The 18,098-nt window shown below is 50.1% G+C and carries 15 protein-coding genes; 3 read left to right on the top strand and 12 right to left on the bottom strand.

The window, feature by feature from the left end; all coding sequences use genetic code 11:
• Positions 1 to 168 precede the first annotated feature (168 nt).
• The 6 genes from FCL47_RS19950 to FCL47_RS19925 form a co-directional block, all read right to left on the bottom strand.
• The gene (locus tag FCL47_RS19950) at positions 169 to 1,215 is read right to left on the bottom strand and encodes a GAF domain-containing protein (RefSeq protein WP_136815477.1); all 1,047 of its coding nucleotides are present in this window, start codon (positions 1,213 to 1,215) and stop codon (positions 169 to 171) included.
• A gap of 134 nt (positions 1,216 to 1,349) precedes the next feature.
• Positions 1,350 to 2,489 (bottom strand): class III poly(R)-hydroxyalkanoic acid synthase subunit PhaC, encoded by a 1,140-nt coding sequence (gene phaC / locus FCL47_RS19945; RefSeq protein ID WP_136815476.1) that lies wholly within the window; start codon positions 2,487 to 2,489, stop codon positions 1,350 to 1,352.
• Positions 2,490 to 2,638: 149 nt separating this feature from the next.
• Positions 2,639 to 3,529, bottom strand: a complete 891-nt coding sequence (locus tag FCL47_RS19940) for a poly(R)-hydroxyalkanoic acid synthase subunit PhaE (protein ID WP_136815475.1) — start codon at positions 3,527 to 3,529, stop codon at positions 2,639 to 2,641.
• Between the two features lie 237 nt (positions 3,530 to 3,766).
• A complete protein-coding gene (locus tag FCL47_RS19935; protein ID WP_136815474.1) occupies positions 3,767 to 4,243 on the bottom strand; it encodes a hypothetical protein in 477 nt (158 codons plus the stop codon).
• Positions 4,244 to 4,310: 67 nt separating this feature from the next.
• Entirely contained in the window at positions 4,311 to 6,143 is a 1,833-nt protein-coding gene (locus FCL47_RS19930; protein WP_136815473.1) for a metal transporter, read from the bottom strand.
• 83 nt (positions 6,144 to 6,226) lie between these two features.
• Positions 6,227 to 6,487 carry a hypothetical protein gene (locus tag FCL47_RS19925; RefSeq protein ID WP_136815472.1) on the bottom strand — a complete coding sequence of 87 codons (261 nt, stop codon included), beginning with the start codon at positions 6,485 to 6,487 and terminating at the stop codon, positions 6,227 to 6,229.
• Positions 6,488 to 6,762: 275 nt separating this feature from the next.
• Here FCL47_RS19925 and FCL47_RS19920 point away from each other — a divergent pair, with 275 nt between their 5' ends.
• On the top strand, positions 6,763 to 7,029 hold the full coding sequence (locus FCL47_RS19920) for a polyhydroxyalkanoate synthesis regulator DNA-binding domain-containing protein (RefSeq protein ID WP_136815471.1): 267 nt from the start codon (positions 6,763 to 6,765) through the stop codon (positions 7,027 to 7,029).
• Positions 7,030 to 7,126: 97 nt separating this feature from the next.
• Here the strand turns inward: FCL47_RS19920 and FCL47_RS19915 are convergent, their stop codons facing one another.
• Together FCL47_RS19915 and FCL47_RS19910 are read right to left on the bottom strand one after the other, a co-directional pair.
• Positions 7,127 to 7,729: a DUF2284 domain-containing protein gene (locus FCL47_RS19915; protein ID WP_167496582.1), complete on the bottom strand. Its 603-nt coding sequence runs from the start codon at positions 7,727 to 7,729 to the stop codon at positions 7,127 to 7,129.
• Between the two features lie 16 nt (positions 7,730 to 7,745).
• Entirely contained in the window at positions 7,746 to 8,597 is an 852-nt protein-coding gene (locus FCL47_RS19910) for a thymidylate synthase (protein ID WP_136815469.1), read from the bottom strand.
• Between the two features lie 118 nt (positions 8,598 to 8,715).
• Between FCL47_RS19910 and FCL47_RS19905 the strand changes: the two genes are divergently transcribed.
• Together FCL47_RS19905 and FCL47_RS19900 are read left to right on the top strand one after the other, a co-directional pair.
• On the top strand, positions 8,716 to 10,053 hold the full coding sequence (locus FCL47_RS19905; RefSeq protein WP_136815468.1) for a replication-associated recombination protein A: 1,338 nt from the start codon (positions 8,716 to 8,718) through the stop codon (positions 10,051 to 10,053).
• Between the two features lie 148 nt (positions 10,054 to 10,201).
• Complete coding sequence (locus FCL47_RS19900; protein ID WP_136815467.1) at positions 10,202 to 11,053, top strand: hypothetical protein; 852 nt, start codon at positions 10,202 to 10,204, stop codon at positions 11,051 to 11,053.
• A gap of 108 nt (positions 11,054 to 11,161) precedes the next feature.
• Here FCL47_RS19900 and FCL47_RS19895 read toward each other — a convergent pair whose 3' ends face one another.
• From FCL47_RS19895 to FCL47_RS19880, 4 genes are all read right to left on the bottom strand, one after another.
• A complete protein-coding gene (locus FCL47_RS19895) occupies positions 11,162 to 11,911 on the bottom strand; it encodes an arginyltransferase (protein WP_136815466.1) in 750 nt (249 codons plus the stop codon).
• 671 nt (positions 11,912 to 12,582) lie between these two features.
• Complete coding sequence (gene gdhA / locus FCL47_RS19890; RefSeq protein ID WP_136815465.1) at positions 12,583 to 13,932, bottom strand: NADP-specific glutamate dehydrogenase; 1,350 nt, start codon at positions 13,930 to 13,932, stop codon at positions 12,583 to 12,585.
• Positions 13,920 to 16,979 (bottom strand): PEP/pyruvate-binding domain-containing protein, encoded by a 3,060-nt coding sequence (locus FCL47_RS19885; RefSeq protein WP_240744317.1) that lies wholly within the window; start codon positions 16,977 to 16,979, stop codon positions 13,920 to 13,922. Before FCL47_RS19885 ends, gdhA begins: the two co-directional genes overlap by 13 nt.
• A 98-nt stretch (positions 16,980 to 17,077) precedes the next feature.
• Entirely contained in the window at positions 17,078 to 18,094 is a 1,017-nt protein-coding gene (locus FCL47_RS19880; RefSeq protein ID WP_136815464.1) for a hypothetical protein, read from the bottom strand.
• Positions 18,095 to 18,098 lie beyond the last annotated feature (4 nt).

Genomic DNA, 18,098 nt, shown 5'->3' with positions numbered 1-18,098 from the left:
ATCCCGCCCAAAAGATTTGCGGGATAAGTTCATTCACGAAATAATTTGCTATTAACTGCACAAGATAATTATCAAGCGGCTGATAATCCCGCCCAAAAGATTTGCGGGATAAGTTCATTCACGAAATAATTTGCTTGTAAACTGCACAAGCAAATTATTTCTAATTCACTAAAACCACGAACGATAGCTCCAGATATCTTCCTCCAGTGACTTTTTGTCTTTCTCAAGCTGCAGGAACATGGAGGCGTTCTGGATGGCTAACCCGCCCTGATGGGCCAGCGCTTTTACCATAAGAATGACATCGTCGGGGAAATCACGCTCAACATCACTGTAAAGACGCAGAACGCCAATGACCTTCTCACGTGCCAGTATGGGAGTGACGATCATCGAAACCACCCCTTCAGTCTTCATTGCTTCCTTGAAGGTTATGCTGCTATCGGTGGTGCTGTCCCGGATAATAATGGTTTCGCCTTTCAAGGCACGCTGAGCCGTTTTCGAATAGGTGTTGCGACTCCTTTTGAGGAATTGATCGCTGAGGCCGTGGCTGGCCACGAGTTTCAATCCTTGACCGTCATCATCAACAAGCCGTATAACCGCCCCTTTCAAACCCAGTTTGTCGCAAATATTGACGGTCAGGTTGTTGAGGACCTGACGAATATCCAGTGATGAATTGATGTTTGCGGCCAATTCCAGAAACAGCATGGCGTTTTTATGCATGCGCCGGTGCAGGCGATTGTTTTCGATGGCAATACCGGCCTGATCCGCAAGAGCACATAAGTAATCGATTTCTTTTGGTTGAAACTCACGACGTTCAGCGGTATAGAGCGACAGAACGCCAATATTCCGGTTTTTAATTCGTACCGGCACAGTCAGCAACGATGCGATGCCCTCGGCTTTTTTTGCCTCGTGGTTTACCAGGCGCGGGTCACTGGTGGCGTCGGAAAAAGCCAGATACCCGTCCTTGTCAAGAGCTGCGACGATCTTGTGTGCCTGCATAGGGTTGGCGTGGAGATAATTGTCCGACAGACCGACCTGCGCCTTCGCCACAAAGATATCCTCCCGATCATCAGCCAGAAACAGGCACGCCGCCTTACCTTCCATTGAAGCAACGGCACTGTCGACAATAAGGCTCAGCAGCTCCTCTCTGGTAGCAGCTGTACCAAAGGCCTTGCTGATTTTGCAAAACGATTGAAAATAGTCTGTTTCCCTGGTCATCAGGAACCTCCTCGTGATGTAGATCTGTGTGCATTACCTGTTGGGAATTTCAGGCAGCATCGTCTGCTTCGGTAACCTTGGATCCGCCCTTTTTTCGGCGTTCTTGGTTATGCTGTTTTGCCCTGCGATATATCTTATACTGCCGGAGCTTTTTTGCCAGCCGCGGTTTTCTTGCGCACCACCTTTTTGGGGGGTAGATGGTCTCGGTCTTTTAACCACCCGGCGATCTTGGGGGCAAACTCTCCCTGGAATTTCGAACTGACATATATGCCGATGTGTCCGGTTTCCAGGCAGATATCCTCGGTGTCCTTGCTGCCCACTTTTTCGACCAGCTGTTCGCAGGCTTCCGGCGGCACCAGGTGATCGAATTTACCGTAGATATTGAGCAGCGGCATGGTCAGTTTTTTCAGGTCAACCCGCCTGCCGCCAACCTCCAACTCACTCTTGATGAGTTTATTGCCCTGATAACAGTCTTTGATGAATTGACGAAAAACCTCGCCCGGCAGGTCGGGGCTGTCAAAAATCCATTTCTCCATGCGCACAAAATTTTCCACGAAGGTTTTGTTGTCCATGTGCTCCATGAACCCCACATATTTGTCAATCATCAACCGGGCTGGGTTGAGCAGGAGAAAACCAAGATTCATCATATCTGCCGGGAGATTACCGTAAGTGTCCACCACGCGGTCGACATCGATATGCTCCATCCACACGTGCAGCAGTCCCTTTTTTGTGTCGAAGTTGGTAGGTGTGACTGTGGTGACCAGATTTTTGATTTTTTCCGGGTGCAGAGCAGAATAGATGACGCTGAAAGTCCCCCCCATGCAGATGCCCATGAGGTTGATTTTTTCGAGCTTGTGCTGCTCACGAATGAAATCAACGATATTATCCATATACCCGTTGATGTGATCATCAAACCCCAGAAACCGGTCTTTTCGGGTGGGGTAGCCCCAATCAATCATGTACAGATCAATTCCGCTGTCCAGAAAGCGCTCCACCACACTGCGGCCAGGCTGCAGGTCCAGCATGGTCTCGCGGTTGATCAAGGCGTAGGTCACCAGCAGCGGTGTTTTATACCGGATTGTGGTGCGGGGCAGGTAATGCTTCAATTTGACCCGGTCTTCCTGATACACTACCTCATACGGGGTCTTCGCGATGGCGGTATCCAGGTCGTCCAACAATACTTCGGATGCTTTGCTGGCACGGGATTGTACTTTATCCGCTTCTTCTGCCAGTTTTGCCAGAATTAAATCGACAGGAATATTGGATTGCGTCATATGCTCCCCCCTTACGAACCGGACATATTACTTTGGCACTTTACAGGTGTCGTTTCCGGTCAGGTAATTTTCAACAGCCGACGTGGTTTAAACTACGAGTGCCAAACAATGGAGCGATCAGCCACGATTGCCGAATAATCGACAGCGGTTTATTTTGTCTGTTCCTTCTCAAGCTTTCGAAGTCGTTTTTTCAATTCATACAGTTCCCGGGCCATGTCGTCCATGTCTGATTTTCTGGCCACGGGAAGCTGGCTTAGCAGATCCTCAAGCACGGCGTCCCGGGCTGCGGAGAATTCGGCAAGAGCATTGATCGTCCTGGCCATCGTTTCAACATATTCCGGGGTTTGATAAAGGGTCATGTAATGACCTTCAAGCACTTTAACCCACATGTTGTAGTAGACCTTGGTATCCTCGGGCAGAGTCCCGTTTTCGGCCATTTCACCAATTTTATCCTGCATCACCTTCATTGCCCGGTTGAAGGGAAGTCCCAACAGATTGAGAAATTCAGAAAGAGTGGACTGGAAAAAGTTGTATTTATCCAGTACCTGATTGGCTTTCTCCTGATAGGTGCGCATGAGGCCCAGTTGCGGGATCTGGAAGAACTGTTTGAATTCTTTTTCGTAGATATCAGTCCAGATGCGGAAAATGTTTTCATCAATGTCCTGAAAATCATAGGCCTTGGCGGAGGCACCCACCCGGCCGAGGCGTTCAATCATCTTCTTGTGCATTTCCCCAAATCCGCCCAAAGAGCTCTGCGCCATGTGAAGCAACATCTCCGGCATGGCTCCGCTGCCCTTAAGAAGCGAAGAGATGGACTCCGGTCTCGCCATGGCGCCGGCTATGGCTTGCCAGTTTTTCAAGGCCGCGTCCATGGTCGCCTGGGATTTGGGATTGGCACTATTGCCGCCAAGGGTCCAAGGCTGCTGCTGCGCCTGACTGAGCCATTGACCAGCCAGGTTTCCCCAGAATTCGCCCATGGATTTTACCCAGGCGTCGTCCCTTGACGTCGTATCAGATGGATCTTGTTTCTTTTCGTTCATGGAATGCCTTTTAGTGACTTAGAAATAAACATTTTGCGTTATTGGCAAAAAGATTATTTCGTAAAGGAACTTATCCCCGAAGCGCACGGGGACTAAAAAGAGTACCCGTCAAGCGAGTATTAAAAAGAATCCCGCAAAGCTTTTTGGCGGGGTTACTCTCCAGTGTCTGCAGTTCCAGCTGCGTTTATATCCGTCTCCTGGCAGCCTCTTCGTACGATTGAAATATTTTCATCAAATTTATGCCTTGTCTTTTCCAGACTTACTGATACTTTCCATCAGCGTATGGAACTGGTTGCTTTGCTCCTCGAAAGTACCTTTGAAAATTTCAAAGAGTTCGGCATGGCCTCGTCCCTCCTGGTTCAGCAGTCTTCGCAGCTGGGTAATGGTGTCTTGCTGCTGCTCTACTTTTTTTTCCAGTGCTGCGCACTTATCAACAATTTTCTGGTGCTCGGTTTGGGACACCCAACCCCATTGCTCGGCAAGCTGAGAAAAAGTCTGCTGAAAGTCGGCGATGGCCTTCTGCCAGGCCTTGGCATCCATTGAACCGCCTGTTTCGGGCGCATTCAGGCCATAACAGCGCCGGAACAGCGCGGCCAGGTCATCCGTGCCGGAGAACCCATGCTTCATCCAGGCTGACATATCTTCCAGCTGTTTCTGACCGCGGGCTACATTGGTGAAATAGTTGCCCCAGAATTCATAAAACTGTCTGTTCATCGGTTTACACCACCTTTATGGACATTCTGGCCATGGAGCAGAGGTTGAGGTCAAATGAGTTTACCGCTTATTTCCCCTCTTTCGGGGGCTCCGATACTGGACTGCCTGCCTTTGGCTTACCTGACTTTTGCGGAGCGGTCTTCGTCGCAGCTGCGTTAGCCAATTTAACAGGGTTCTTTGCGCCCGTCGGCACCTTCTTACCTTTAGCAGCGCTCTCGCCCGGATTCTTTCGGGGTGGTGTTTTAGGGGCCGGACGTGATTGTTTGACCGGCGTTTGCGCTGCAGTCCGGACATTTGTCTTTACTGGTGCCGTCGTTGCCGGCCGGGATTTTGGGGCCGCTTCGTCCGCTGCTTTGTTGAGGGCGGCATCCATATCCATATGAAACAGCACCGGCCCGCGATAGTTGCCGTCACCAAAACGCTTGTGCAGAGCGCAGGCCGAATCAGGAGAAGACCAGGAGGTGGCAATAGCCACATGCCCTTTGGGAAAAGGTGTCACCTCGGCGTCAATAAAGTCAAGGGGGGCCAGGGCCGTTTCCTTTTCCACCAGGTCATCGCCAATACCATAACAGATCAACCACGGGATTTTCTTCTCTTTCAACCGTTTTAAATTCAATTTTTGACCGAACAGCTGAACCGGTAATGTGCCATCTTCAGTGATCGGCACATTGTAGGAGGCAAAACTCATCCGGGTGATTTCTAAAGGCAGGTCGTAGCGCTCGTTCTGGAGCCAATAATTCAAGGCAGCAGCTGTTTTACTGATCGTGTACTCACCGTCTTTCTGGCGGGCAAACATCGACAAATCCCGGGAAAACGCGGCTGCGGGGATCTCATGGTCAATACTTTTGAGTTTATAGACCCACCCCATAAGCTTGCCGTCAGCCACCTGATTACCGTTCGGCAGTATTTTGGTGCCATAGGAAAGATTGTTGAATTGCGGGGGCAACTGCGACAGAAAATAGGCCAGTCCTTTGCTGCGAGTACCGTCCATCGGGGACACACAGGTGATGAAAGCGTCTACCAGGCCATCAAGTCGCCCGCTGAGCAGATTACACAAGGCGGTGTAGCCACCCTGACAGTAGCCGTTCAGCGTAACAGGTTTACCGTGCTCTTTCATGATAGCCTCACAGAAGCGGCGGGTATCCAAGGTATCCTCTTCCGGGGTCATGACCTGCAGAGCCGGTGCGGAATCAATATCTTTCAGAACGCGGATATAAGTAGGAAATCCCTGGTTGGCGTAGCAGTGCGCATAACTGCGCTGTTCACCGGGCAGAAAACCCAGGATATTGGCACCCAGCACGAAGGGCGGGATTATCAAGACAGGTTTTGCATCAGCACGCGTTTTGACTTGTTTTAACGAAGGGGCTACGCGGTAGAGCAGGAAGCGATCGGTTTCATCGAGCAGAACATGCTCACCGCGCTCGAAATGAAAACCAAATTCAGGCTCAATGGCATTTATAGTTTCAGGATACCGATAGGTTACCATCTCCAGCAGTTCTACCTGACGTTTTGTGTACTGCGCCAGCTTTTCATATTTCAGTTCAAAGCAACTCTGCTGCAGGGCATCGGTTAAACCACCCATCTCCAGCTCTGCATAGGCCGTCATCATGTCAGCTGTACCTTTCATGCTGCGATCCATCAGTTCAAGATTGTTCTGCAGCAGCTTCAAATAGGCTCCAACGCTGTCCTCCGGCGGATCCTCGAGCAAACGCACCCCTTCGACCCTGTTAAAAATCTCGCTGGCCAGCAGGTAGGGAATAAAAAAATCGGTGGAATATCGTGACATACCGGCCCAATAGGCCTGTGTGGCGGAAAACAGATTTCCAAAAACTGAAAATCCGTCATTGAAGGCATCCATCATTGCATTGGAATCATTGTGCGTTTTTTTTGTGGCCGGCATTCCCTTTACTCCCCTTTGCGCACCCTTTAGTGGGCAACCGTTGCGGTCCCCACCAAAGGATGTATGAACATTACGTTGTTGGTCTACTCTTTGTTAAAATACTCTTCAACCTTGGCATAATTGTCATCGACCAACTTTTTAAAATCGTTGCATCCGGTACGATACGCTGACATCCAATCCTTGACAGCCTTCTTTCCTTCTTCTGGTAATCCAGGGGCCTGGGTGAGAAAGGTCTCGAACATTTTTTCATTCTGCTCGTAGACCATGGTCATGGCACTGAAGCTGCTGTCGAACGCGGTTTTATTGAACTGAATCATCTGTTTGGCAATCTGTTTCTGGTCCATCAGTTATCCTCCATCTATGTTATTGGGTTGTTCCACCTGCTTCCGTATCTCTGTGATACGCATGATCGTCTGTAGATTTAATAGTAATAGAGGCAAGACTTGTCAATAAAATATGTTGCAGTGCACAAAAAAAACAACACGGTGTATTTACATCGGATTTATAATGTCTTATCCTTTGCCAATGTGTGAAATATACTTGCGCGCGGCGGAAAGGAATGACATACTCCGCTGTATCTTGTGAAATTGCCAAACGACAACTAAAACAAACAGGGAGCATGCAGATTTTGACAGAGAGTCTGATATTCAAGAAATACGCAAACAGGCGTCTCTACAGCATGTCGCAAAGTAAGTATGTGACTCTTGACGACATTTCGGAGTTCATCTGCAAGGGCCATGAAGTAAAGGTTATTGATGCCAAGACCGAGGAGGATGTCACCGCCTTGATTCTCACCCAGATTATCCTTGAGCAGACAAAAAACAAGAACACCTTACTGCCGGTACCGCTTCTGCACTTTATGATCCGCTACAGGATGATTTACTGATCGGACACGGCCTACGCCGCAACGTTGTTACCAGAAAACTATCGAATATGGAAAAACACGTCATATCGGCATGGTATTTCGCGCTGCCCATGCATGGTTAACGAAGGAGCACAAGTCCGGCCACCCAGGCGAGCTGCCCGTGGTCGTCCGTTGTATTCTCGGGGAAGAGATGGTTCGACCAGCCGGCTGATTTTATCAGCTCACCGACGTTCACCCCATATCCGGACATGGATGTCCGGGCCTGGTCGGGATAGCGACAGTGTCCGTCTCCGGCGATCACCTCGCAGTATGGCTGATCAGCACAAAAACTGGCTTTACAGGAGCCTCCGGCAAAACCGACAGCCTCGGGGAAGCCGAGCCTTTTTGCTTCAAGCTCTATTGCTGCGGTAATTTCGTGGAGCAGTCGCATCACTTCAGGTCGGTCTTCACCATGCAGGGAGGCCGATTCGATTTCAATACGGAAGACGATGACATGCCTGCTGGACTGCAGCAGCTTTCTAAAACCTGCAGGCCCCGAAACACAGGGAGGACAGCTCATGGACTGCCCCCAGTATGGACACTTGGGATCGCGACAGAATTCGGCCAGCTTGTCCTCCACGCAGACACTTTCCGGGGCCAGGCGAGCAACCCTGGTCGCACCGGCATGTTCGGCAAACTGCATCAGTGCGTCAATTATTTGCCGGTCCTGATATACACGCATATGCCCTCTCGTCAGCCTAGACGGCAAACTCGTATTTGATCGCCGGATGGTGCTGATATCCCTCCAGCGCAAAGTCATCGGGTGTCACCCACGTTTCCAGATCGCGCAGCGTCTTGATATCCGGGTTGATATGCAACTTCGGCAGCGGCAGGGGGTCACGCTTCATCTGCACATCGCGCAACAGTACCAGCTGGTCTTCATAAACATGAACATTGACGATTTTATGGAAAGCCGTTGCCGGCCTGAGTCCGGTTATCTGGGCCATGACCATCAACAGCCAGCCTACCTGCACCTGATTAAAACCGTGGCCAAGCGGCAGGTCATCGGAGCGCTGGTACGACGTCAGGTACAACTTCCCCCCAAGAACACTGAAGGTGTGCGTATGCATGCAGGAATTCAAGCAGGCCCGATCCCGTTCACCGGGATTCATAAAGGTCATGATTTCACATCGATTATCAATGCCCTGGCGCAGGTCATTATAGACACCCTGCAGCTGATCGACAGACTCACCTTCGGGGTTACGCCAGTCCCGGCCCTGGGCTCCATAGCAGCGCCCCATATCGTCCGGGCCTTTACGGAATGGATTTGCCAGCCATTCCGCATTTTCATTGGCATTGGCATTCCAGGTGTTGCAGCCGATCTTTCTGAAATCGGCCGCACTGGTATAGCCTCGCAGATAACCAAGCATTTCGGCAATAGCCTGTTTCCAGAAAAGCTTTTTTGTGGTCAGCACTGGCAACAGCCCTTCACTGACATCATACTCAAGATCGGCATTAATGACGGTCAGGCAGCGCTTGCCGGTTCGACTGTTTTCAACCCATTCCCCGCTGTCAATGACCCGGCGACATAATTCGAGATATTGTTTCATGCTGGTCTCCCCGCAAGCAGTGTGTAAAAATTAGAGGAAAATAATCCGTAAGGTACTAGAGTATAGCAACATTAAAGCAACACAACACAAAAGAAAAACTTTATTTAGCTGGAAAACGATGAAACAGATCTCGGTTTTTGCAGGATCCCCCCGGCCGACCGAAGTGCCCTTGGCCGAAAAAGTCCGGCCGCAGACGCTGGCGGACATAGAAGGCCAGGATAAACTGCTGGCCGCCGGCAGCGCCCTGCGCCGCATGATCGAACAGGATGAGTACAGTTCTTTCATTCTCTGGGGCCCGCCCGGAACCGGCAAAACCACCCTGGCCAAGTTCATTGAATTACAGACGCGCCATACATTCTGCGCCCTCAGCGCCGTTATGAGTAAAATCGGCGACGTCAAAACACTGATGGAAGGTGCTCAGCAGATCCATCGCCTTGAAAACCGCAATACCATCGTTTTTGTCGATGAAATCCACCGTTTCAACAAATCGCAACAGGATGCCTTTCTTCCCTATGTCGAGTCGGGCTCGGTTATTCTGATTGGCGCGACCACAGAAAATCCTTCATTTGAGGTGATTCCCGCCCTGCTCTCCAGATGCCATGTCTTTGTCCTGGAACCGTTGCCGGAAATCCATCTTCAGACGATTCTTGCCCGGGCCCTGCCGGAAATTGCCAAGCGACTGACCATAGACGACAATGCCCTGCAGCTACTGGCCGAGAAGGCCGGCGGCGATGCCAGGAGGGCCCTCAATGATCTCGAACTGGTCGCGGGAACAGCAGAGATTGGCGATCATATCACTTACGATTTTGTCGCCAGATCAATAAACAAAAGATCGATGTTCTACGATAAACGGGGTGAAGAACACTTCAATCTGATCTCCGCGCTGCAGAAATCGATTCGCGGCAGCGATCCCCAGGCGGCACTCTACTGGCTGGCGAGGATGCTCGAAGCCGGCGAAGACCCGCTCTATATAACCAGAAGACTGGTACGCATCGCCTCGGAAGATGTGGGGCTGGCCGATCCCCAGGCGATAGTCCAGGCTATGGCCGTAAAAGAGGCCGTCCATTTTCTTGGCATGCCCGAGGCAAACACCGCACTCAGCCAGTTAACCGTTTATCTTGCTTCTGCGCCGAAGAGCAACGCCCTGGAAACAGCCTACATCAAAGCGAGAACCGATGCCCTGAACACGAGCCATCTCAAGGTACCCCTTGCTGTGCGCAATGCCCCGACCAAACTGATGAAAGAACTGGGGTATCACCAGGGGTATCGTTATTCCCATGACTACGAAAACCATTACAGCTATCAGAAGTACTTTCCGGACCAGATGCCCGAAAAAAACTATTACCAGCCATCACAATTTGGTTTTGAAAAAGAGATCCAGAAAAGACTTGAGTGGTGGAACAGCCTGAAACAGCGCCAGCTCAAAGAGCAGCAGGATGCATCGGAGAAAAAGTGATAGTCTGGCAAAGACCTGCCACACGAAATCCCTGACAATTCTCCCTGCTTGTCATTTGCCATTTACCGCAATCCATGGTACAAACCGGCGACATAATGCGGTGCCTCCATTGCAATTACCTGACAATTTCCAGTAACTCCCAAACCACATGACATTTCTCTACGACAAGATAACCTATATTTTTGACCCGCTGCATCACCTCTGGGAGCATGAGAAGATGCATCGGAAGATTTCATTTGGCCTGGTGCTCTTTTTTCTTGTCAGCATCATCGGCATCGAACTGAACCGACGCAACCTGCTGCCCGCTTCCTTTTTGTCCATAGTGCCCAAAAACCATTTTTTTGCTGTCCAGGCAGCCTTCACCGTTGTCCTGATCCTCGAGGTGATCAGCCTGGTTTTCACCATTCCCTGTTCGTTCAGCCGGTCGGTCGGCAAACAATTTGAGATCCTGGCCCTCATTCTCATGCGAAATGCCTTTAAAGAGCTCTCATACTTCCCGGAGCCGATAACTTTCATCGGCAATGAACAGGCCGTCTTAAACATTCTCTACGATGGCTTTGGGGCATTGCTTATTTTTGCCCTGCTGGGCTATTACTACAGTGTTCAGGCCCGGGCCATTGATGAAAAGATGCAGCCAACGGATCTGTACATCTTTGTCGCCGCCAAGAAAGGTATCTCCCTGGTCCTGCTGTCACTTTTCATCTTCATGGGCATCAACAGCGGTATAGCAACACTGGCAGGCATCCCGCACCCAGATTTTTTCCATGAATTCTATACGCTGCTCATTCTCACCGACATCCTGGTGGTTTTGATCTCCCAGTGCTTTCAGCCTTCTTTTTATGCGATTTTTCGTAACTCAGGATTTGCCCTGTCAACGCTTATCATCCGTCTTGCCCTGGCCGCACCACCTCTGTACAATGCCCTGCTCGGTCTTGCGGCGGCGCTCCTGGCCATCCTGCTCACTCGTATTAGCCAGTCGCTGTTTTTAAAGAAAAAATGATCAATGCAATTTCGTACCGATGGGGCGGGATTTCGGCCATTTTAAAGCGGGAAGAGAAACCACGGGTGCGCCGGAAAATCACCGGATCGATCGCAGCCGGAGAACAGGCTATTTCACACAGCACCACTTGTTGTGCGCAAGGACATAGTGTGGTCGAAAATTTTTCTTGTAACTCATGGCCGGAACCGAATCAATAAGATAGCCGAGATAAAGATATTCGACATCCCACTCCAGGCATAAAGCCACCAGCTGCAGGATGTTGTACGTACCGAGACTGCGCCGTGCCTCGTCGGGATCAAAATAAAAATAGACGGCATTCAGCCAGTTATAGCCGATATCGACAACTGCCGTGCCAACCAGACGACCCTCGACCCGGTACTGAATCTGGGCACTGTTGACAATGGTATTCAAAAAGAAGTCTCGATAATATCCCGAGGCGTTGTTATTTTCTTTCGGGTAGCGATTTTGCAGAAATTTTTCACAGAGCTCCAGTGTTTCCTGGTCAGGATACAGCGGTAAAATAGTCATCACCACATCCTGATTTTTGTTAAGCGTTCGGCGCTGGTTACGGTTCGAACAAAATTCTCCGGGATGCAGCCGAATCGGAACACAGGCGGAACAGCAGGGGCATTGCATATTATACAGACAGTTGCCGTTTCGCCGGTACCCGGCGGCCAAAAAAAGCTCCATCGCCCGCTCACTAAGCGGCGCAAAGGTAGCCTGGTGGAATCTTGCCACACGAGGCAGACCGTAGGGACACCCTATGTCAATTGAGACAAACAGATGCTCAACCCTGGATATAAGCGACGAGAATTCTGCCCGGCACTTCTCGTCGTAAGTAAATGTGACATCTCTCATGGTGTTACACTCTGTGCAATGTCAAACCACTAAGACCTTCGTTCCACGCCCTATCCCCGCCCAGAAGACTTGCGGGATTCTTTGCTATACTTGCTCGACGGGTACTCTTTTCAGTACTCGCTCGACGGGTACTCCGTTTTTGCTCCCTTGAGGGGTGCTCTTTTCAGTGCCCCCCTTGAGGGGTATAAGTTCATTCACGAAATAAGTTACTTGTAAAAAGCACAAGTAACTTACCGACTGGTCACTTATCCCGCCCAAAAGATTTGCGGGACTCCCTTTTGTGCCCCCCTTGAGGGGTATAAGTTCATTCACGAAATAAGTTACTTGTAAAAAGCACAAGTAACTTACCGACTGGTCACTAATCCCGCCCAAAAGATTTGCGGGACTCCCTTTTGTGCCCCCTTGAGGGGTATAAGTTCATTCACGAAATAAGTTACTTGTAAAAAGCACAAGTAACTTACCGACTGGTCACTAATCCCGCCCAAAAGATTTGCGGGACTCCCTTTTGTGCCCCCCTTGAGGGGTATAAGTTCATTCACGAAATAAGTTACTTGTAAAAAACACAAGTAACTTACCGACTGGTCACTAATCCCGCCCAAAAGATTTGCGGGATAAGTTCATTCACGAAATAAGTTACTTGTAAAAAGCACAAGTAACTTATTTCTAATTCACTAAACAAGCCCCTGGTCGAGCATGGCATGAACCACTTTGACAAATCCGGCGATATTTGCACCGGCCACATAGTTGCCGGGGTTTCCATACTCCTCGGCGGCTTCGAGGCACGTCCGGTGAATCGATTTCATGATCTGTTTCAACCGGTCATCAACCTCCTTTCTGGGCCATGAAAGGCGCATGGAATTTTGCGCCATCTCCAACCCGGAGACAGCCACCCCACCGGCATTGGCAGCCTTGCCCGGGGCATAGCAAATCCTGTGATCCAGAAATATATCGACTGCGTCCGGAGTTGTCGGCATATTGGCCCCTTCACAGATGAGCCGGACGCCGTTATCGACCAGATGCTGCGCATCAACGCCATTTATCTCATTCTGGGTGGCACTGGGAAAACCGCAGTCAGCCTTGTGACCCCACAAAGGATTATGGTCTAGGGTCGGGTTGACCGGAGTATAGACAGCGCTCGGGTATTGCTCGGCATATTCACTTATTCGTCCCCTGCGGATATTTTTCAATTCTTTGACATAGTCGAGTTTTTTCCGGTCGATTCCCTGTTCGTCAAAAATATACCCGGAGGAATCGGAAAGCGTGAGCACCCTGCCGCCGAGTTGGATGATTTTTTCCGTCGTAAACTGGGCGACATTGCCCGAACCTGAGACAAGGCATCCTTTGTTCTCCAGACTGTCGCCGCGGGTATGGAGCATCTCCGCCGCAAAATAGACTGCCCCGTAGCCGGTGGCCTCGGGGCGTATCAGACTGCCTCCCCAGGCTAGACTTTTGCCGGTCAACACTCCGGTGAATTCATTTTTCAGTCTTTTGTACATACCGAACAAATAGCCAATCTCGCGCGCACCGACCCCGATATCTCCGGCGGGCACATCGGTATTGGGACCGATATGCCTATAAAGTTCGCTCATAAAGGATTGACAGAAACGCATCACCTCGTTATCCGACTTGCCCTTTGGATCGAAATCTGAGCCGCCCTTACCGCCACCCATGGACAAAGTGGTTAAGGAATTCTTAAACACCTGTTCAAAAGCCAGAAACTTTATTATGCCGAGATTGACGGAGGCATGAAAGCGCAAGCCCCCTTTATAGGGTCCGAGCGCGCTGTTCATTTCCACTCTAAACCCTCTGTTTACCTGCACTTGTCCGTCGTCATCCATCCACGGCACGCGGAACATGAGCACTCTCTCCGGTTCTGTTATCCGCCTCAGGATTGCCTGTTGCCGGTACTCTATGTTGCGGTCGAGGACCGGCTTGACGCTCTCCACCACTTCCTGAACCGCCTGGTGAAATTCATGCTGTTCCGGGTCCCGGTCTCTGATCTCATCTATTATCGTATCCACACACATTCTCCTGGTACACTAGAACTTTGATGCCAAACCTCTTTTCCCTCAACCGTACATACCATTGTACATGGTTTTTCCATTTGGAAAAGAACACTTTCTGCTTTTGTCCCATCACACTTCAAGGTAAATGGCTTAATCAGTCGAACATGATGTACATACTGTCCCTTTTCAACGAGATTCTGCCTTTTGAGCCAATGCCAGTCAAGAAAATCGGTATGATTTTCGCCCTCCTGCCGGCCCTTTTCGTGTAAAGTCAGATAAGGTATACCAAGCGAGGTGATGTTCTGGAAAAAATGGGTCCCCTGTGAAGGATCGGCCCTTATTTTATGGCTCTGCACCTCAATAATGGCCGCTACTCCTGATATATCCCCCCACTGGACCGGTATGCCAAGCCAGGGATCAGCCGAGCCCCATCGCCCTGGGCCAATGAGCAAAAACGGCCTTTTGTCATGCAGCAGCCGGCGATTCATCGCGCCGATCTCTTTGGCCATATCCATGGTTTTTGCCCCGTCAAACACCTCTGGACAGACATAGATTATGTCGGCGATGTTCGAAAAACTCCCATGGCCCAGCGATGTGCTGACATGGCAGAAAGCATTTTGTCTCTCGTGATCGCAAATCTGCACATCGGCCATTTCGCTCCCGATAACCATTTGTCGTACCTGTAAAAAATAGAAAACCGACTTTTCCAGATCCGGGTGCAGACGCAGAGCAAATTCAATCTCTACATCCCCTCCCATCCCCGACTTTGCCGTCTTGAGTAATTCAGTCAAAATTTTTCCCAGTGGATAGCTGGAGTATTTTAACAAATGGGCAAAGGTCATGATCTTCACTCCCGGCAGACATGCATCCCTAACCCTGTCCTCATCGGCAATATAGGTCGATGCCAGCATTTTCACCGGCAGTTCTTTTTCCGCCTGCTGCACGGTTCTCAGCACCAGATTGGAGTTGTCCCGCTGCAAACACGCATCAAGCTCGACATTCAAGGCGTAGAATTCCCGTTGACTATACTTGAGCATGTTGTCAACCGTGGAAAACTGGATCAGTTTTTTCGGTTTTGCGGGTGAAAACCACAGCGACTTCCCCCCTTCAACCACTGTTTTTCCGATGCCGATTGCAATGTGGGCGATCCCTTCATCAGCGTTCAGATCCATGACCGGATAAAAATTATGCGACTGGGCGACGCCGGACACCGCCGGATAAAAATAGGTGCCAAATTGATCGCCAACAGATTGCTGGATAATCACCGCCATCGCGTCTTCCCGGCCACGACCGGTTACTTTGGAAAAGGCGATGGGACTTTCAAACCAGGTCGAGGCATACACCAGCTTGATAGCACTTTCCAGCTGCCCCAGTCGTTCATCAAATGATGCATGGTTATTGGCCAGAAAATAGGTGGAATACAACCCGGCATATGGCTTGAACTGGCCGTCTTCCAAAAGGCTTGAGGAGCGAACGGTGAGAGGATGGGGGGTTTTTCGCAGAAAAGCCCGAAGCTCCTGTCTGAGCCAGGCAGGTAAAGCAGCATCCAGAAATAGATCTGCCACCTGGTCATCGGGCATGGATTTACTGAAATGAAGCTTGTTTTCCTCAACGAAGGTATTGAAGCCGTCGGCGGTAATAACACAGGTTTTCGGAATGGTAACCGTATGCGTCTGCAATACGGCATGGTCACGATACGCACCCTGCAGACAGGCCCACATAAACGCTATCCCCCGAGCTTTCCCACCCATGGATCCGTTGCCGATCTTCACAAAATCCATGATATCAGGATCGTAGTCATCCGCCGAAAATTTGACGACAACTCCCTGCTGCCGCAATTTACGCAGCGAATGGACCTTGTCGACCAGATCCGCCCGCATGTTTTCCAGCGTGTCAGTCGTTGGTAAAGAATCATGGTGCAGGTTAAGCGCCAGGATGACTTCTGCCCTGGCCATGACCCAGTTGGAAAAATGGTTTCTGTTGCTGTGATATCTCAGCGAAACCTCGGGAATAACTTTAAGCTGATTTTCAAATTCACGCAGATTCGAGGCATGACCTATGGCCGTTCCATCGGGCAGCCGAAAAATGAAATCGCCAAAACCAAGATTATTCAAAAAAAATTTGTGCAGTTCGTCTCGCAGTACCGGAGAATTTTTATCAATAAAGACAGCCGGTATCCGTTCCGCCTCAGCGCGGTTTTTGTGTTCAGTGGACACCATCAACAGCGGCACATCTGGAATTTCCCCTCGGATAGACCGGAGGAAATCAAAGCCGGCCAGCGCATTCGACCGACCGGATTTCCTGAAAGTTGCATCGGAGATTACCGTAAAAACGTAGGGCTTATAGGTTTGATACAAGTGTTGGGCTTCTTCGTAGTTCTGCGCCATGAGTATTCTGGGCCGGGCTCTCATCCGCAGCAGACGGTGTCGCTCATTAAGACTTTCGTCAAGCACCGATTGGGTCTGGCGCACCACTTCACTGTAAATGAGGGGCAGAATGAGCGAGCGATAGAGCGGTGAGTCTTCAACGTAGATAATCACCCGCACCATTGCCCGTTTGGTATCCATCGCCACATTTTGATGATCTTCAACATTTTTGATGATAGCGAGCAGCAGATCGGCCTCGCAGCACCAGAGGAAAATTTTATCGACGCCCCGCCTGTCCACCTTGTCCGGGAAGGTGGAACGCATGTTATGGCTGACCAGAATGACCGGAATATCCGGCTGGATTTTTTTGATGGCCGAACCTAATGCAAAGGCATCCATCCCACCCAGAAAAGGCATGGTGATGACCATATCGAACTTTTTCCCGGTGAGCAGATGAAACGCCTCTACCGCTGATGAGACCCTGGTGATTTTCGGCGGCTTGCTGAGATTAAGACCGTGGTATTCATTGATGAGGCGGGTTGCGATACTGCCGTCCTCCTCCATGATGTAGGCATCATACAAACTGGAAATGAGGAGGATCTCCTGCACCTTAAAAGGCATGAGGTCGTGAAAGATTTTGAAATGGGGATCAAAATCGGCAATGACCTCATTAGAATCGGTAGTTTTCGACATCATTTCCCTACGCAAGAACCATCACTTTTGCCGCGTCGCATTTTGCCTTACCAGCTACTCTAAGTCTGATCTTATTAAAAATAAAATAGAATCAGCAATAATCAACCAAAGAGATAAATGAGCGGAAACCAGCTGACCAGGATCAGAAAAAGAGGCAGGAGCACGAGAGTCAGACGAAGCGCTGTTCGTTGAAACACACGCACCGACTGCTGAAGATTGGCAATTGTTGTAAAAGACGAAGTCATCCCTGTGCTTATGCCGAAAAAAGTCGCTCCGAAAAGCGACAGATAGATCAGATACCCGATAAAATGATACTGCTTTTTCAGGATATCAAAAGGACAGCGGTGAAAAGGCATCCCATAAATATAGGAAGAGATTACCGCGGTAATAACCAGCAGGGACAAGAAGAAAAAAATCACCCACAGCAGACTGAATATGATACCGGTTATCCTTTCCGCTTTTAAAGAGGTTCCTGCAGTTTTTCGCAATAGACCATAGCCAAAACCTAACAAGAGCCCGGCCAGACCGTAAAAAAGCACCATCACCATTCGGACCGGCACCGGCCCGATAAGGTTTTTCCCGTCACCTGCGGCCTGGCCGAATACTACCCCGCAGCAGGAGGTGATAATATCCGGTTTCAGCTGTACCAGGTACAGCAGCAGCAAAACGGTGTCGAGGACCAGCAGCGGTGCCAGGAAAAATGCATACCAGAATTTGAATCGGGTCAACGGCAAATACTCAGAGCTGATGTCCAGACGATGCAGCACGATCCAGAAGCCATAAAGAAATATGCCGCAAATTTTGACCAGCAACAGAGGTATGCCGTAGCTGTTGGCAAGAAAGGCGCCCGTAGCGCACATTGCCCCGATGAGGATCTCGGCATATGTATCAGCTGCAAGGACCAGAAGGAGCAGAGAAAAGAGCTGCAGAACCAGGCCGTATTCCATCAGGAGTGCCGACAGCCAGGTCTCATTTTCCAGTTGAATCTGCCGTGCGGTGTCGGCCTCGCCATCCCAGAACCGCAAAATCCTGACAGCTGTCCAGACCGTTCCCCCGGTCATACATAAGGCTGCTGCTGATATGACGAGAAGGGTAATCGACCAGAAATTTAGCAGCATAGTC

This window comes from Desulfopila sp. IMCC35006, assembly GCF_005116645.1.
In the GTDB taxonomy this organism is placed as follows: Bacteria; Desulfobacterota; Desulfobulbia; order Desulfobulbales; family Desulfocapsaceae; genus Desulforhopalus_A.
This window is presented reverse-complemented; position numbering and strand designations above follow the sequence as displayed.

Excerpts from the sequence above, each read along its gene's own strand:
- FCL47_RS19925 (WP_136815472.1), bottom strand. The coding sequence starts at position 6,487 with ATGGACCAGAAACAGATTGCCAAACAGATGATTCAGTTCAATAAAACC.
- FCL47_RS19940 (WP_136815475.1), bottom strand. The coding sequence starts at position 3,529 with ATGAACGAAAAGAAACAAGATCCATCTGATACGACGTCAAGGGACGAC.
- FCL47_RS19895 (WP_136815466.1), bottom strand. The coding sequence starts at position 11,911 with ATGAGAGATGTCACATTTACTTACGACGAGAAGTGCCGGGCAGAATTC.
- FCL47_RS19930 (WP_136815473.1), bottom strand. The coding sequence starts at position 6,143 with ATGCCGGCCACAAAAAAAACGCACAATGATTCCAATGCAATGATGGAT.
- FCL47_RS19950 (WP_136815477.1), bottom strand. The coding sequence starts at position 1,215 with ATGACCAGGGAAACAGACTATTTTCAATCGTTTTGCAAAATCAGCAAG.
- FCL47_RS19935 (WP_136815474.1), bottom strand. The coding sequence starts at position 4,243 with ATGAACAGACAGTTTTATGAATTCTGGGGCAACTATTTCACCAATGTA.
- FCL47_RS19900 (WP_136815467.1), top strand. The coding sequence starts at position 10,202 with ATGACATTTCTCTACGACAAGATAACCTATATTTTTGACCCGCTGCAT.
- FCL47_RS19880 (WP_136815464.1), bottom strand. The coding sequence starts at position 18,094 with ATGCTGCTAAATTTCTGGTCGATTACCCTTCTCGTCATATCAGCAGCA.
- FCL47_RS19920 (WP_136815471.1), top strand. The coding sequence starts at position 6,763 with ATGCAGATTTTGACAGAGAGTCTGATATTCAAGAAATACGCAAACAGG.
- FCL47_RS19915 (WP_167496582.1), bottom strand. The coding sequence starts at position 7,729 with ATGCGTGTATATCAGGACCGGCAAATAATTGACGCACTGATGCAGTTT.
- phaC (WP_136815476.1), bottom strand. The coding sequence starts at position 2,489 with ATGACGCAATCCAATATTCCTGTCGATTTAATTCTGGCAAAACTGGCA.
- FCL47_RS19885 (WP_240744317.1), bottom strand. The coding sequence starts at position 16,979 with ATGATGTCGAAAACTACCGATTCTAATGAGGTCATTGCCGATTTTGAT.
- FCL47_RS19905 (WP_136815468.1), top strand. The coding sequence starts at position 8,716 with ATGAAACAGATCTCGGTTTTTGCAGGATCCCCCCGGCCGACCGAAGTG.
- FCL47_RS19910 (WP_136815469.1), bottom strand. The coding sequence starts at position 8,597 with ATGAAACAATATCTCGAATTATGTCGCCGGGTCATTGACAGCGGGGAA.